Origin of the sequence: Burkholderia sp. AU39826 (assembly GCF_020419965.1) — a bacterium.
Taxonomy (GTDB): Bacteria; Pseudomonadota; Gammaproteobacteria; order Burkholderiales; family Burkholderiaceae; genus Burkholderia; species Burkholderia semiarida.
Genome location: NZ_JAIZQG010000003.1, coordinates 241,322 through 256,367, shown reverse-complemented (window position 1 = coordinate 256,367; position 15,046 = coordinate 241,322). Strand labels below are relative to the sequence as shown.

General features: G+C 60.4%; 11 protein-coding genes and 1 pseudogene. 6 read left to right on the top strand and 6 right to left on the bottom strand.

The annotated features are described in order from the left end of the window. Positions 1–109 precede the first annotated feature (109 nt). A complete protein-coding gene (locus LGM42_RS10190; RefSeq protein WP_059645106.1) occupies positions 110–1,408 on the bottom strand; it encodes a dicarboxylate/amino acid:cation symporter in 1,299 nt (432 codons plus the stop codon). Between the two features lie 493 nt (positions 1,409–1,901). Here LGM42_RS10190 and LGM42_RS10185 point away from each other — a divergent pair, with 493 nt between their 5' ends. From LGM42_RS10185 to LGM42_RS10175, 3 genes are read left to right on the top strand one after another with little or no spacing between them, the layout of a single operon-like run. Beyond that, the gene (locus LGM42_RS10185; protein ID WP_060314635.1) at positions 1,902–3,056 is read left to right on the top strand and encodes a glycosyltransferase; all 1,155 of its coding nucleotides are present in this window, start codon (positions 1,902–1,904) and stop codon (positions 3,054–3,056) included. Next, positions 3,053–3,205, top strand: a complete 153-nt coding sequence (locus tag LGM42_RS10180; RefSeq protein WP_155634572.1) for a hypothetical protein — start codon at positions 3,053–3,055, stop codon at positions 3,203–3,205. Before LGM42_RS10185 ends, LGM42_RS10180 begins: the two co-directional genes overlap by 4 nt. Positions 3,206–3,228: 23 nt before the next feature. Beyond that, a complete protein-coding gene (locus LGM42_RS10175) occupies positions 3,229–3,963 on the top strand; it encodes a polysaccharide deacetylase family protein (RefSeq protein WP_226232139.1) in 735 nt (244 codons plus the stop codon). Positions 3,964–4,762: 799 nt separating this feature from the next. Here LGM42_RS10175 and LGM42_RS10170 read toward each other — a convergent pair. The 5 genes and pseudogenes from LGM42_RS10170 to LGM42_RS10150 form a co-directional block, all read right to left on the bottom strand. Next, positions 4,763–5,767: pseudogene (locus LGM42_RS10170) on the bottom strand (glucokinase); the annotation flags it as partial. A gap of 55 nt (positions 5,768–5,822) precedes the next feature. Continuing rightward, a complete protein-coding gene (gene zwf / locus LGM42_RS10165) occupies positions 5,823–7,295 on the bottom strand; it encodes a glucose-6-phosphate dehydrogenase (RefSeq protein ID WP_226232138.1) in 1,473 nt (490 codons plus the stop codon). Positions 7,296–7,479: 184 nt separating this feature from the next. Further along, positions 7,480–8,973 carry an argininosuccinate lyase gene (argH, locus tag LGM42_RS10160; protein ID WP_060317506.1) on the bottom strand — a complete coding sequence of 498 codons (1,494 nt, stop codon included), beginning with the start codon at positions 8,971–8,973 and terminating at the stop codon, positions 7,480–7,482. 123 nt (positions 8,974–9,096) lie between these two features. Further along, entirely contained in the window at positions 9,097–10,443 is a 1,347-nt protein-coding gene (locus LGM42_RS10155) for an MFS transporter (protein WP_226232137.1), read from the bottom strand. 18 nt (positions 10,444–10,461) lie between these two features. After that, complete coding sequence (locus tag LGM42_RS10150) at positions 10,462–11,667, bottom strand: porin (protein ID WP_060317512.1); 1,206 nt, start codon at positions 11,665–11,667, stop codon at positions 10,462–10,464. Between the two features lie 591 nt (positions 11,668–12,258). On the opposite strand from LGM42_RS10150, the gene LGM42_RS10145 reads away from it, so the two are divergent. The 3 genes from LGM42_RS10145 (at position 12,259) to LGM42_RS10135 (ending at position 14,958) form a co-directional block, all read left to right on the top strand. Next, positions 12,259–13,293, top strand: a complete 1,035-nt coding sequence (locus LGM42_RS10145; RefSeq protein WP_205782488.1) for a substrate-binding domain-containing protein — start codon at positions 12,259–12,261, stop codon at positions 13,291–13,293. Between the two features lie 690 nt (positions 13,294–13,983). Then, a complete protein-coding gene (locus LGM42_RS10140; protein WP_059581272.1) occupies positions 13,984–14,601 on the top strand; it encodes a LysE family translocator in 618 nt (205 codons plus the stop codon). A gap of 108 nt (positions 14,602–14,709) precedes the next feature. Next, the gene (locus LGM42_RS10135) at positions 14,710–14,958 is read left to right on the top strand and encodes a hypothetical protein (protein ID WP_059581274.1); all 249 of its coding nucleotides are present in this window, start codon (positions 14,710–14,712) and stop codon (positions 14,956–14,958) included. The last annotated feature ends 88 nt before the right edge of the window (positions 14,959–15,046 follow it).

The window sequence follows — 15,046 nt, the reverse complement described above, 5'->3', positions numbered from 1 at the left end:
CTGTCCCCAAACGAAAACGCCGGCCTGAATCCGTGTCGAATCCAGGCCGGCGAATATCATTTGCTGCGGGTCAGGCAATGCAGCGTTTGCGCCACCGCATTGCCGTGCGTCAAGCCGACGTTTCCCTCACCTTCACCTCGGCGACGCGCGCGCCGTCCGGATCGTCGCCATCGCGCGGCGCGTCGAGCTGCCCTTCCCACTTCGCGACTACGGCCGCCGCGATCGAGTTGCCGACGGCGTTGGTGGCCGAGCGCCCCATGTCGAGGAACATGTCGACGCCCATGATCAGCAGCAAGCCGGCTTCGGGCAGGTTGAACTGATTGAGCGTCGCCGCGATCACGACGAGCGACGCGCGCGGCACGCCGGCCATCCCCTTCGACGTCACCATCAGCATCAGCAGCATCGTGATCTGCGTGCCGAGCGGCAGATGGATGCCGTACACCTGCGCGATGAACAGCACCGCGAACGTGCAGTACATCATCGAGCCGTCGAGGTTGAACGAATAGCCGATCGGCAGCACGAAGCTCGAGATCTTGCGGTTCACGCCGAAGCGGTCGAGCGCGTCCAGCAGCTTCGGATACGCGGCCTCGGAGCTGGCCGTCGCGAACGACAGCAGGAACGGCTCGCGGATCAGCCGGAGCAGCGTGAACGCGCGCTTGCCGAGGAACGTCACGCCGGCGAGCGTCAGCACGGCCCACAGCAGCGCGAGCGCCAGATAGAAGCTCGCCATGAACTTCGCGAACGTGAGCAGGATGCCGAGCCCTTCGGTCGTGATCGTCGACGCGAGCGCCGCGAACACCGCAACGGGCGCGAACCACATCACCGTGCCCGTCACCTTCAGCATCACCTGCGCGAGATCGTCGATCACGGCGGTCAGGCGCTTGCCCGCTTCGCCGAGCGCGGACAGCGCGGAGCCGAAGAAGATCGAGAACACGACGATCTGCAGGATTTCGTTGTTCGCCATCGCCTCGGCAATCGACTTCGGCACCAGGTGCACGACGAAATCCTTCAGCGTGAACGCACCCGTCTTCAGGTTGAGCGCCGCATCGGATGCCGGAAGCGGCAGGCTCAGGTGGCTGCCGGGTTGCAGGATCGTCGCGGTCAGCAGGCCGAGCAGCAGCGACGTGAACGACGCGATGAAGAACCAGCCGAACGCCTTGACGCCCACGCGGCCCACCGCGCTGCCGTCGCCCATCTGCGCGATGCCGACGGTCAGCGTCGCGAACACCAGCGGCGCGATGATCATCTTGATCAGGCGCAGGAACACATCGGACAGCAACGACACGTACCCGGCGACCTCCTTCGCCATCTTCGGGTCGGGAAACGCGCTATGGCAGGCGTAACCCACGGCGATACCCAGCATCATCGCGACGACGATGTACCTGGTGATGTTGTGCTTCTTCTTCATTAGTAATCCAAATCACAAAGCGTATGTTGCTAACGGCTGGCACAGCTTCCGCGTCCGGCTGCGAATCGAAACCCACGTCTCTCTGGGTGCGACCTGCCCGCCATCGGCGCTCGCCATGGCGGACAGGGGGGGCATTCTAACGCAAATGGCTCGCCGGCTTTCAAATCTGAAAGCAGCACGGGTTGATCTGCGTCCCGAACCCGCCGGGAAAGGGACGCCTGCCACGCCCGGCCTGCCGAAATCGTCACGCAGGCAGCGACACGATCAAGCGATCGCGACACATTCTCACAAACCTGCGCAGACCTCGACACTACGGCACGTAAACGGTCTGTAATATTTGGAAATGATTCGCGTCGACATCGTGCATCGACGTCAACGCGCAATTCCGAGCGGGAAATGCGGGACCGCGTTCGCGTCATGGCTTCCATCAGGCCGAGTTATTCATTTCGTCAGTATTCCTTGAAATGAAGGATCGGGAAAAAGCGGCATCGTGATGAACATTCTTTACACTAATTTCCACGGCGACTATGGCGGCGGACAGGACACCTACGTCCGCGATCTCGCCGTCGCGATGAGCCGTCATCACCGCGTGACCGTCGCGTCGCCGGAAGGCAGCCGCTTGTCGCGACTGCTGAAGGACACTCCCGACGTGGCCATCTTCGACATGGAATTCAAGCCGCGCTGGAACCGGCTGTGCCGGGAGATTCTCCGGCTGCGCCAGCGGATCGCCGCCGAGCGCTTCGATGTGATCCATGTGAACGGGTCCGCCGATCACCGGCAGGTCATGCTCGCGCTGCTCGGTTGCCGGTATCGGCCCGCGGTCGTGCTGACCAAGCACAACACCTATCGCGCCGACAGCTTCGGCAACCTGCTGCGCGCCCGGCTGGCCACCGACCACACGATCGCGGTCAGCGACTACGTCGCGAGCATGCTCGCGCTGCGCTCGCCATACGGAAACGTCACGGTGGTCAAGCACGGCGTGCGCCGGCCGGCCGCCGAACGACTGGCGGCCGACGAGATCCGCCGCCGCAAGATCGCGCTGTTCGGCGCGGCCGGCGCGGATGCGATCGTGCTGGGCAGCAGCGCCGGCACCGCGCCAGAAAAAGGGTGGATGGACCTGATCGCCGCACTCGGCCGCCTGCCCGAAGCCGAGCGCGAGCGGTTTCGCGTGCTGCTGGTCGGCGCGGAGCCATCCGGCGAACAGCGCGAGCAGCTCGCGCGGCACGGCATGGCGTCGCGCACCGCATTCACCGGGCGACTCGACGATGTGCGGGCGCCGTTCTCGATCATCGACGTGTCGTTCGTGCTGTCGTATCACGAGAGCCTGTCGTATGCGTGCCGCGAAGCGATGTCGCTCGGCTGCCCCGCGATCGTGACGCGTGTGGGCGGGCTGCCCGAGAACGTCGAACCGGGCGTGGACGGCTGGGTCGTCCCGCCACGCGAGCCCGCGGCGATCGAAGCGATCCTGCGCGCGATCGCGGAGGATCCGGGCCGCGTCCGCGCGATGGGACGCAGCGCGCGGCGGAAAGGCAAGCGAGAGTTCTCGTTCGACGCGTTCGTCGACGCGACCTTGTCCGTTTATCAGCAATCGGTTCGACACAACTCCTCCCGCTGGGTGACCTCGTTGAGATCCGCGAAATGGCAATGAATATCTGGAAGAAGTACCGGGACCGGCGCCACAAGGAATCGTCGGCCTACCGGAAAGCCGAGCCGATCATCGCGAAGTGGGCCGCGCATGCCGATTTCGCCGAGATCGGCGACTTCAAGACCCTGCGGATTTTCCGCAAGGCCGCATAACCCCACTTTCCTGCGATCCACCGATGCTTGCGCGCACCCCACGCTATCCGATCCTGATGTATCACCAGATCCGCCCGCTCCCGCCGCCGACCGACCGACTGCGCAGCCTGAGCGTCGCGCCCGACGCGTTCCGCCGCCAGATGACCTTGTTCAGTCGGCTCGGCTACCGCGGGTTGAGCGTGCGCGAACTGCAGCCGTACCTGCGCGGCGAACGGCAGGGCAAGGTCTTCGGCATCTCGTTCGACGACGGCTTTCTCAACGTGCTGACGCATGCGATGCCCGTGCTCGACGCGCTCGGGTTCACCGCGACCTGCTATTTCGTCGCCGGTCGGTTCGGCGGCGCGAACGACTGGGATGCCGGTGCGCCGACTGCGCGCTCGCCGCTGATGACGTGCGCGGACATGCTCGCGTGGCGCGATCACGGCCATGAAATCGGCTCGCATACGCTCGATCATGTGGCACTGTCGTACGCGCCGTCACATGTATCGGCGTTTCAGTTGACCGAATCGAAGCGGCAGCTCGAAATGCTGAGCGGCCAATGCGTCGAATCGTTCTGCTATCCGTACGGCGATCTCGACGCACGCGTGCGCGACCAGGTCATCGCCGCCGGTTACGGCAATGCGACGACGACCCGGCGCGGATGCGCCGGTGCGACCGACGATCCGTTTCTGTTGCCGCGGATTCCGGTCGCGGGTGGGGTCGGGGCTGCGAGGCTGTGGTTCAAGTGTGTGAAGGGGCGGGTTGCGGCGGGCGGGTAGCATGCGTCGTCATGCGCCGACTGAGAAACAACACAAATAATGTGGGCTCTCAGAAAAGATGTCTTTGCCCCTCTTGAAAAATCAAGGACTTGGACATCTTTTCTGAGACGAGTGCACGCTGCTCGTCTCAGAAAAAGTGTCCTTGGGCACGAAAATTCTCAGAAAAGCTGTCTTTGGACAGTTGTCCGGCTCCCTCGGTACATCTCGTGCAGAAAGCGGCGAGCGCGCCGGTGTGACTCTTATCGGCGGTGGCCACACTCGGTCCTTGAATAGGATCTTGGCTGAATCCGATGAGAATTCGACGGAACTCGGCGTGCATCTCGATCGTTCGTGGCTATACGATGGACGCGATATTTCCTCGTCCCATGCAGTTCGCACGGCTCGTTAGTCCGGGCAAGTCTCACGGTGCCTTGTCGTGGCCCCATTTATTTCACTTCCCGTCCCGGGTGATCACCGATGCGTTACGGGGCCCGTGATCATCGTGGCGTGGGAACGCCAGCGTGGCATGTGCTGCTCAGAGCATGCAATTCAGCAGCAAAAAGCCGGGAGTCTGGAGTACTCCATGCGCCGCCATATGCGGCTGCACGCCTAGCAAGCTGAAGCTCGGTAGAGCCGTGCCCGCCTCAGCGGAGTGTCGTGCAACGGACGCCCATGGAAATGCTAAGGCGAAGCAGAACAGATCGACCATTCGTTGATGGAGTTCAAGCGGGCCGGAGAATAAATCTGCGCCCGCCCGAAAACTTCGCAATCGGGCTTAAATCGAACCCCTGTCTTGACCTGCATGTCCGGGGCGTGCGCCGCTCTTGAGGTACGTTTCCAGAATGGCAGACACGCCCAAAAACGTAGGGTACTCGTCGGTAATCACAAACGTCGGAATATTGCGCAGATACGCGTTGAATCGCCCTTTTTCTTCGTAGCGCTGCCGGAATGGCGAACGTTCGAAAAACTCCCCTAATCGAGGCACAACACCTCCTCCGACATAGATACCGCCGGTCGCGCCGAGCGTCAGCGCGAGATTGCCGGCGACCGTTCCGAGCATGCCGCAAAAACAATCAAGGACCTCGGCGCACAGAGGATCAAGATTGAGTGCGCGGCGGACAATTTCCTCCGTCGGCAAATCACCGTCGTGGCCATCGGATCGTGCCTTGAGCGCGCGATAAATGACTGCGATGCCAGGGCCGGACGCAAGACGCTCAAACGATACGTGAGGCCAGACCTTCCATGCATACCGCAGGACGGCGACTTCGCGTTCGTCTGAAGGCGCAAAGGTTGCGTGTCCGCCTTCGCCGGCGAGCGGTATCCATTGTCCACTGGCTGGTATCAGACCCGAGACGCCCAATCCGGTACCAGCGCCGATGAGACCGACGACCCCGCCGGAACGAACCACGCCGCTACCGATTTGGCGGAGCTGAGACTCACGCAGATACGGCAATGCCATTGCCAATGCAGTGAAGTCGTTGACGACGCAAAGGTCATCGAGGCCTAGCGCTTGCTTTGTCGCGTCGATCGAGAAACGCCAACCATGATTGGTCATTGCCACCCAGTCACCATCAACGGGATTCGCGATTGCCACAGCCGCGTGACGAACACGCGCGACGGCCACCTCTTGCAGGTATCTGTGAATGGCTTCGCAAATACCTGGAAAGCCGCTGCATTGATAGACGCGAACATGATCGAATCGGCCGCGGCGCGTCTCGAGCGCAAAGCGCGCGTTGGTTCCGCCGACGTCGGCAAGTAATCGCGGTTCATCGACGCAGTACTCCACGTTGCTACTGTCGTCGGCTTGCAAGTTCAAATCGCTCATCTCGCATCTCATACAAGGTACAAATTCGTCGCAACTTTGGGGCAGCGTGAGTTCGTCAGTTTTCTTCTTCCCGCCAGCATGTCCTTGCAGCGGCAAGTAGTGAACTGGCTGCAGCCGGCCCCCACGTTCCCGCCGCATACGGCCTCGGGTGTAGATCACGCGCCGGCGCCTCGAGGATCGGTTGTACCCACTGCCACGCTTGTTCTTGTTCGTCTCGTCGCACGAAGAGTGAGAGGCGCCCATCGATTACATCGAGCAGCAGTCGCTCGTACGCGTCCATACTGCGCCCCGGAAACACACGATCGAATGCGAGATCGAGTGACACGCGCTGTAGCCGCATACCGTCGCCAGGTTGCTTTGCAAGACAGTAGAGACGAATCGATTCATCGGGCTGCAGACGAATCACCAATTGATTCGCACCCGCAGCGAAAACAGACGGCCCGAGAACAGAAAGCGGAACGGGCTTGAAATTGACGACAATCTCGGTAACTCGTTCGGGCATTCGCTTTCCCGTCCGGAGGAAGAACGGGACTCCAGCCCAGCGCCAATTTTCGATCTCAACCCTCAACGCAACGTAGGTTTCGGTCTGGGTATTGGTCGGTACGCCCGTCTCGGCCGCATAGGCCGGCACGGGTTCGCCCTTCCAGTAGCCGCGTTGATACTGACCAAATACCACTTGACGGTGCATGTCATCGACATTGATGGGCTTCAGGGCACGCAGGACTTGCAACTTCTCGTTGCGAACCGCGTCCGCGGACATATTCTGTGGCGGCTCCATCGCGGTGATCGCGAGCAATTGCAGAAGATGGTTCTGCACCATGTCCCTCAGGGCACCGGTCTGATCGTAAAAGGCGCCGCGCGCTTCGACACCGAGATTCTCGGCGATAGTAATCTGGATATTGTCGATCCATTCGCGACGCCATAGCGGCTCGAACAATGCGTTCGCGAAGCGAAGGGCCAACAGGTTCTGAACTGATTCCTTTCCAAGGTAATGATCGATCCGGAAGATCTGGTCCTCACGGAAGACTTCGCCTACCGTGTCGTTGATCGATCTAGAGGAAGCCAAGTCATGGCCGAGTGGCTTCTCCAATACGATTCGAGCGCCAGCATTCAAGCCGGTCGCGGCAAGACCTCGACAAATCGGGACGAACAGCGACGGAGCCGTGGCGAGATAATGCACACGAACTGCATCCTGCGCATTCTCGGCATTCAGCACTTCACTCAGTTTTTCGAATTGACGCTCGCTGCCGAGGTCCAGGCTGACGTAGGACAACCGCGCAAGAAAGCTGGACCACGTTGCTTCATCACCGCACGCGATGAACGCATGCGGGCGCACGCGCTCATTGACCCATTCCGAGAACGCATGGCTGTCCAATTCGGGTTTGGCGACGGCGACGATTCTGCCATTCGTGGCGAGCTTACCGTCGCGATGTGCCTGATAGAGCGCCGGCAGGATCTTCCGCATCGCGAGATCGCCGGTGCCGCCATAGAGAATGAACGTGAAGGCGCGAGTGAGGCTGTGTTGCATAGAGAGCGTGATTGAGAAAACCAACGAGGCATCTGTGCGCTGTGCTCGCCCAACGATGGACCGGAAAACGCATATCGGGTATCGCGTCGGCTGATCGCGGAGAACATCGCGCGCTGCGACTGCCCCGTGGCAAGAGCGCCTCGGACAGAACAGCGGGCGATGCAGGTGGATAGTCGATCCGAATCTAAGCTTCGACGACGCTCGCAAAGGCGGTTCGCAGATTGGCGGTGGCATGGCCCTCGCGCTCGGACGTCGCCGCGGCGACCTCGTCGAATTCAGTTAGCCTGCTGGCATATGCCTCCAGGGCTGCGTTGAGTGCGGCTGGAGCCGGGCCGCCGAAACGGTCACGAACCGAGATGAAATGCTCGGGCGAGACGATTTCCTGGAACATTGACTCGTCGATGCTCGGCACGCGATCACATGTTTCCACGAATGCTTCTCGGAAAAACGGGTAACCGCGCTCGGCAAGACTGCTTTCGATCGATACAACGGCTTTAGCCGTATGGGCGGCGATTTCATGGGCTTGCCGGAACGAAAGTCCCTCGGTCCGTACCAGCGTATCCGCCAGCTCCGTGACCGTGATGCAACTCCTTCCAATGTTCGCGCGGACCTTGTCTTCATTCACCGTCAGTACCTTCACGAATCCGGCGAGCAGATCCAGCACCCGACCGGCGAGAGCGAATGCAGTGTGGCCTTGCGTGTGGGTTTCGCCCTCGCTGTCGTTCATATCGGTGAACGGCGTGTTGTGCATGACGGTCAGCATCGCGTGCGAGCGCGTCATCGCATGCGATGCCAACAGTCGAAGATGTTCGATCGGTACCGGATTGCGCTTCTGCGGCATGATCGAGCTGATTTGGACGAACGCATTCGGAACGTAGAGTTGGCCGACTTCGAAGCTCGACCAGAACTGGAAGTCCTGCACCAGTCGGCCAAGGTGCAGCATCATCAGTTCAATTGCAGAATACGTCGACGTCACATAGTCGGCGGCCGCGATGCAGCTATAGGAATTTCTGAGCGGTGCGGAGAATCCGAGAAGCTCTGCCACGCGATGTCGATCGATCGGAAACCCGGTCGTCGTGATCGCCGCAGCCCCCATCGGACACAAGTCGACGAGTTCACGCGCCCCCTGAAGGCGGTCAATGTCGCGCAACAGTACCTCGATTGCTGCTGCCAGATAGTGTCCGAACGTGGTCGGTTGTGCCGGCTGCCCATGCGTATAGGCAACGATCAGTGTTGCTTGCTCACGCTGCGCGGTCTCCAGCAGGGACCGCGCGAGCAGGCGACCCTTTACCAGCAGCGTGTCGATCTGGGGTTTCATGGCGAGCTTGAACAGGGTGTGATCCATGTCATTGCGCGACCGCGCGGTATGGAGCCGCCCTGCGATATCGACGCCGAGCCGCTTCTTCAGCTCTCCTTCAATCAGGAAGAAGTAGTCTTCGAACTCTCCCGTGTACGTCAACGCGTCGACATCGAGTTCGCGCTCGATATCCAGCAGCGCACGGCCGATCGACGATGCCGTCTCGCGGTCGATCACGCCCGTTTCCTTCAGCATGACCAGATGCGCGCGGTCGACACGTTGAAAATTTCGATGGTGCTGCTTGGCGCCTTCGAAGAGGGGGGAGAGGACAGTCTCGGTATAGACCGGTGCGGGAAAACGACTGGAGTCTTGAATTTTCATGATGGTGCCTCTTGCGAGCTGCGGCCCGCAGCTCGCTCTATTGGATGAATATGGGGAGACGAACACGAGGTTCGTCTGCCGGTTGCGGAGTCTCGATACAGAAACTGAATCGTTTGGAGAACGTCAGGATGCAGTGCTGCGCACCCGTTCGACGTCCTGTCGGATCGCACCGAGTCGCGTCAGGATCAGCACGCCACCGATGAAAAACAGACTCGAGAAGATCGCGAAGCAGTTGCCGAGTCCGAACGGTTTCGCGAGTGCGCCAAACGTGATTGACGACACACTTGCGCCGACAACGCCAATCGCGAGCATCGTGCCAGTCGCTGTCGCTCGAGCGTATGACGGAATTACGTCGTGCAGCGCAGCGTAGATGTTCGCGTCATACGCACCCTTGAAGAAGCCCGCACCGACGAGGCACAAGACGGCGACTGTGACATTGCTCGATAATCCCGCCCCGAGAACGAAGCCTGTTGCGATCAGCAGGCTCGCGCCGAGGACAATGAATCGTCCTTGGACGAAGCGTCGAGAGATGAGGTCGCCCATCACTCCGCCGAGAAGCACCGCGGCGAGTGCCGAGATGTTCTGGATGCTCCCGAAGAATGCGGATACGGTCAGCGACGTATTGAACTGACGGTAGAAATAGGTCGGCGCCCAGGTCCACAACGCGTCCGCCACGAAGTTCCCGCAGAAGAAAACGACGATGAGCAAGACCGCCGACGGAATTCCGAGCACGACACGATAAGTATTGACCCGCGCTCCGCCATTCGTTGTGGCCCGTGCTGGCGTCGCCTTGCCGCTTTTCATGTAGCGCCGGATGGCGAAATAGAGAATGCCGGCCCAGATGATGCCGAACGTGCCGTATCCGTAGAACGCCAGGTGCCAGGTGTAATGTTCAGCCAGATAGGCGACCGACACGGCGCCCACGAGCCCGCCGATGAATGTTGCGGCCTGGTGAATCGACAGGGCAGTCGACCGCGAGCGATCGTTGTGGATGCCGCTGATCAATGCCGTTCCGGAAGGGAAATACGACCCTTCGCCAAATCCGGTCAGCGCCCGCATCGTCAGAAAGCCGATGAACGACGCCTGGATCGGGCTGACGAGAATACAGATGCTCCAGAACACGAGCCCGAACAGGATCGTATAGCCTCGCCCCAGACGGTCGGCGATATAGCCGGTCGAGATACATCCGACGCCGTACAACATCTTGAACGCGACGTTGAGCCAGCCGAGCTGCAGGTCGGTCAGATTGAAGGTGTGCTGCAGGGTCGGCATGATCGCCGTGACGACGGTCCGATCGGCGTAGTTGAGAAACGAAACGACCGAGAGGAGGGCGAGAACGAACCACGCATAGACGCCGCCCCGCTTCGCTTGCAGCCCTTGATAGCTCGCGTCATGCCCCGCCGAGGGAGCGGCAATCTGTGCCGTTTCGATTGATCCCGTGCGACGGGATTGTGAGTTGGTCGAGTTCATGTTCGTGACCCTTCCCAATCAAAACCGGTGAACGATGCCTACGCCAGCCGCAAACACGCGACGGCCGGACGAAGGGGTGCTCTGCGTCCCGTCGCCGACGGTCGCCGTTGCATCGATGACATGCCCGGCTCCCGCCGTGCCAAGCGTTTGCCCGCTCGCGGTCTGGAAGGCCTGGAGGGCATAGATGGCGGTGCGCTTCGACAAACTGTAATACTCGCCGAGACTGAACTGCTGATATTGCGCCGCATGAGTCATGCCGTTTGCCTTCGTGGCGCGCGTGAAGCTATATCCGGCGGCCAAGTCCCACTGCAACACCGGCTTGAAATGAAGGACTGCCCCGGCTGTGTTGAAGGTGGCCGTGTTCGCGAAGCTGGAGTGCACGCCGGGAATGTACTGAACGTTCGAATACGACGCCGATACGTCCCACCGCGGCGAGAACGCGTAGCCGGCTGTCACCGCAATGCGCTGCTGCGCGGCGGCCGTCTGATAACCGTTCGTCACCGAAGAAACGCCGACCTGTCCGCCCGACGTTGTGGTCGAGTCGGCTCCCCATACGCCGCCACCCGGCGTCGAATTGTTCACGCGCTGAACAGCAGCAGCAATTCCCATCGGACCTGCCTGATACTGCGCACCGACGCTCCAGGTGGAGCCGCTATTCAAGCTGCCCGGAACGCCGCCGATCGAATACGAGCCGCTGAAAGTGAATCCGTGAAGCTTGGGCGACGTATAAACCAGCGAGTTGTTGGCGCGATAGTTTGTGTCAAGTGAATCGAGATCGCCGGGGTGTGCGCCAAAGTAACCAGTCAGCCAGGTGGTCGGACTATAGGGGGAAAGCATCGTGTAGTACGACGTGTACTGACGCCCCGCGGTCAGGGTACCGAAACTCGTATTCGCTACACCCACGTAGGATTGCCGCCCGAACAGCGCGTTTGCATATTGCTGGCCACCGGTATTGAGATTGAAGCCGGATTCGAGCTTGAAGATGACCTTCGTGCCGCCACCCAGATCCTCGGAACCCAGCAGGCCGAATCGATTGCCGTTCCAGATGCCGGAGGCGAATTTGACAGCCGAGTGGCCACCGGACGTCGCGCCGAGCGAACTTTGATTGTTCTGGTACACGATGCCCGTGTCCACGACACCGTAAAGGGTCACGCTACTTTGCGCGTACACGGGCAATGCAGCGAGGACGCTCGCAGTTGCCACAGTCGATTTGAGGAATTGCATCGAGATGTCTCCGTATGTGATTCGTTCGGCTCGTTGCGCTTGACGTCGAGCCTGGCGCGACCAATCGACGTCGCCGCAGTCTGCTCGGTTGGCACTACTAAGCTGATATCTGGTTGGTGCACGGCTTTGGCACCAATTGCACCCGCGGCTCGTTGAGCCTCGATCACGCACAATAATTTAAAGCGCTTGCGTATACTGTTCCCAACGAATCATGCTGTCAACAGCGGCAAACTACCTGAAACATAGGGGTTTACGCCTGCGCTTCCTGGCTAGGCGCTTCCGATGGCAGCCACAAAAATTAAAGCGCTTATCCTTTGGGCCGGCCAGGACGAAGGCTGTTTGGATTTTTATGCTGCTCTTCGCATCTTTGTTCGAATCTCCTTCGCTATTTCGGCCAGTCAGCGCATCCATCGTTACTTCGACTCAACCCTACTTGGCCGACTCCACAATCTATGGGCACGTCGAAGGTTGGGGTCGCACCGCGAATGGGGCGCTGGGGTTGCCGGGGATCGGGTGGAAGACTCAGGCGCGAGCATTCGATAGATTTAAAGCGGTTACAATGGATAACCAGACGAACGGAGCGCGGTCCTCATGAGCAAAGGGAGAGTTGATCTCAAGACGCTTGCGAACCATTTGGGCGTGTCCCAGGCGACAGTGAGCCGAGCTCTGGCGGGCCATACGCAGATCAGCGCAAAGACTCGCCAGCGCGTGACCGAAGCGGCTGAAGCGCTGGGTTACCGGCCAAACGAGGCAGCACGGCGATTGGCAACGGGACGGACAAATGCGGCGGGGCTGGTCTTTCCGTTGCAACGGCTGTTGCTCGCGCAGACGAACTTCGTGGACGTCCTGGCCGGTATTACGGAAGCACTCAATCGCAAGCACTTCGACCTGGTGCTTGCTCCATTTGGCGAAGAAGGCGAGGAGGCAGTCATTCGCCGTCTTGCTGCAGCGCGCTCGATTGACGGGATCATCATTACCCGCGCGAGGGTTGATGACCCCCGGGTTCCGCTACTCAAATCGCTGGGCATACCTTTCGTTGTTCACGGTCGCACGTCAACGTCTGAGGACTACGCGTTCGTCGACATCGACAACGAGGCCGTCTTTTTCAAATCAGCATCGCTACTGCTGAGCCTTGGGCATCGACGAATCGTAATGCTGAACGGGCTGCCCGAATTCAGTTACGCCGCGGCGCGGGCTCGAGGTTTTTTGCGGGCCTACGAGGAACACGGGTTACGGCCCGATCCCGCATATCAATTCGGTGTTCCGATGACTGAGGAATCCGGGTATGCCGTCGCAAGCGAGATGCTCGCAGCGCATTCGCCCCCCACGGCATTTCTATGCGGATCGGTGTTTCTCGCACAGGGTGTTTATCGAGCGGTGCATGACCGAGGACTCAAAATTGGTCGGGATGTCTCGGTGATCGCGCACGACGACAAACTTCGGGGAATTCAAGCGTCGTCGTTCACGCCTCAATTGACCGCAACGGAAGTCGCGATCCGCCGATCCGGCGAGCTCCTTGGGGAAATACTCGTGGATCAAATCGTCAGCCCCTCTGCGCCGAGCACGTCGTGGCATCAGGTAGCCTCCGTCGAATTGGTTGTCCGCGAGTCGATCTCACGAGCTTAGGAACGAAGCGCGCGACTTGGCAGATGGGCCGTCCGCAAGTCCTTCGGGCGTCGAACGAGAAGGATGAACTTTTGCCCCTACGGGATGATCGTTCGTTCAAACTCAGGTTCGCACAACGCGTAAGCGCTCATTGGAGGCCGTTGTTCAGGCTCATTCGCTCGTCGTCAGTCGAGTCATCTGAGACTGCGGTTCCGAGGCAACCAGCACCATGGCAAAGGCCAGGGACTGCATCCCTCTTCATTTTCAACTTGTTCGCGAGGCCCTACATCGCAGTCACCGTTCAGGCCTCCTCACGCTTCGGTGGACCGTTAGAGAAATGACTTTCCAGGCGCGTTCGCGCGGATGAGCCTCAAACGTGAACGGGCGGTAAGCGCCTCCAACGTGGCAACAACGATACAGCGGGCTTGATTAAGCATTGCGCCAGAATCCAATTCAGGAAAATATTCACTATCACTTTCCGAGAATCGAGGCTTGTCTCAGCCTTTGCGCACGGGATGGCAGTCAATTATTCAAAGACAACTAATTGAGACTGCGGACATCTTTTCTGAGAAACAACAAATAAACGGGCGCCTACCAAACTTCGCCTCCTCCCCGTACCGGCATTCGTCAATCCAACTGTACCGGTACTGTACAGAAAACCGTCGCTACACTGATCTCCATTCCAGCCTAGAACTGAACGGAGAATCCGCGATGGAATTCCTCACCCTCAGCGCGCTGCCAGCCGGCATGCTGTTCGCGCTCGTCACGTCGATCACGCCCGGCCCCAATAACACGATGCTGCTCGCGTCCGGCGTCAACTTCGGGTTCCGCCGCACGATGCCGCACCTGTTCGGCATCAGCATCGGCGTAGCGATCCTGATGCTCTGCGTCGGTTTCGGTCTCGGCGAAGCGTTCCGTCGCGTGCCGGTCCTGTACACCGTCCTCGAAGCCGCGAGCGTCGCCTATCTGCTGTACCTCGCATGGCGCATCGGCACCTCCGGCGAAGTGAAGGCTCACGGCGCCAAGCCGCGGCCGATGACGTTCATCGAAGCCGCCGCGTTCCAGTGGGTCAACCCGAAGGCGTGGATGATGGTGCTGACCGCCGCGACGACGGTCCGCCTGTCCGCCGACTACGGAATGAACGCCGCATGGATGTCCGTCGTGTTCATCCTGATCGGCTTCCCGTGCATCTGCCTGTGGGCCGCGTTCGGCCAGGGCCTGCGCCGCTTCCTGTCGAATCCCCGCGCGCTGCGCGTCTTCAACGTGACGATGGCCGTGCTGCTGATCCTGTCGCTGTATCCGCTCGTCGCCCATCTGTTGCCGCAGTAAGCGCTCACAAGCGCCCGTTGAGCTTCACGTGAGGCAGGCGTACCCTTTCGATACGGGCGCGTGCAACCGCTTCGGCGGTTGCGCCGCTGCTCTGTATGGAGATTGCCGATGAAGCCAATGCTGAGAGCGGGCGAGCACATCGAAGGCATGCACTGGATCGCCGAATATCATCCGCTCACGCACGATATCCGCGTGCTGCGCGAGAACATCGAAGTCGGCACTTACTGCGCGCCGCCGACGCTGTTCGGCGACGAGGAGGAAATGGGCGCCGCGAACCACGACGATCATCGCCGCCGGGAGGCCGCGTTGCGCGCGTATCTGCGCAACTTCGTCAAGGAACACGACGCGGAAGAGTAACGGTGCGCCGGCCGGAATGTCGACGGGCCGCGAAGGCGGCCTGGTCTGCTGTCGTGCGTCGGTCGATCTGCTTGCAACTGCCCCGAAT

Excerpts from the sequence above, each read along its gene's own strand:
- argH (WP_060317506.1), bottom strand. The coding sequence starts at position 8,973 with ATGAAAATTCAAGACTCCAGTCGTTTTCCCGCACCGGTCTATACCGAG.
- LGM42_RS10180 (WP_155634572.1), top strand. The coding sequence starts at position 3,053 with ATGAATATCTGGAAGAAGTACCGGGACCGGCGCCACAAGGAATCGTCG.
- LGM42_RS10185 (WP_060314635.1), top strand. The coding sequence starts at position 1,902 with ATGAACATTCTTTACACTAATTTCCACGGCGACTATGGCGGCGGACAG.
- LGM42_RS10135 (WP_059581274.1), top strand. The coding sequence starts at position 14,710 with ATGAAGCCAATGCTGAGAGCGGGCGAGCACATCGAAGGCATGCACTGG.
- LGM42_RS10175 (WP_226232139.1), top strand. The coding sequence starts at position 3,229 with ATGCTTGCGCGCACCCCACGCTATCCGATCCTGATGTATCACCAGATC.
- zwf (WP_226232138.1), bottom strand. The coding sequence starts at position 7,295 with ATGCAACACAGCCTCACTCGCGCCTTCACGTTCATTCTCTATGGCGGC.
- LGM42_RS10155 (WP_226232137.1), bottom strand. The coding sequence starts at position 10,443 with ATGAACTCGACCAACTCACAATCCCGTCGCACGGGATCAATCGAAACG.
- LGM42_RS10145 (WP_205782488.1), top strand. The coding sequence starts at position 12,259 with ATGAGCAAAGGGAGAGTTGATCTCAAGACGCTTGCGAACCATTTGGGC.
- LGM42_RS10150 (WP_060317512.1), bottom strand. The coding sequence starts at position 11,667 with ATGCAATTCCTCAAATCGACTGTGGCAACTGCGAGCGTCCTCGCTGCA.
- LGM42_RS10140 (WP_059581272.1), top strand. The coding sequence starts at position 13,984 with ATGGAATTCCTCACCCTCAGCGCGCTGCCAGCCGGCATGCTGTTCGCG.
- LGM42_RS10190 (WP_059645106.1), bottom strand. The coding sequence starts at position 1,408 with ATGAAGAAGAAGCACAACATCACCAGGTACATCGTCGTCGCGATGATG.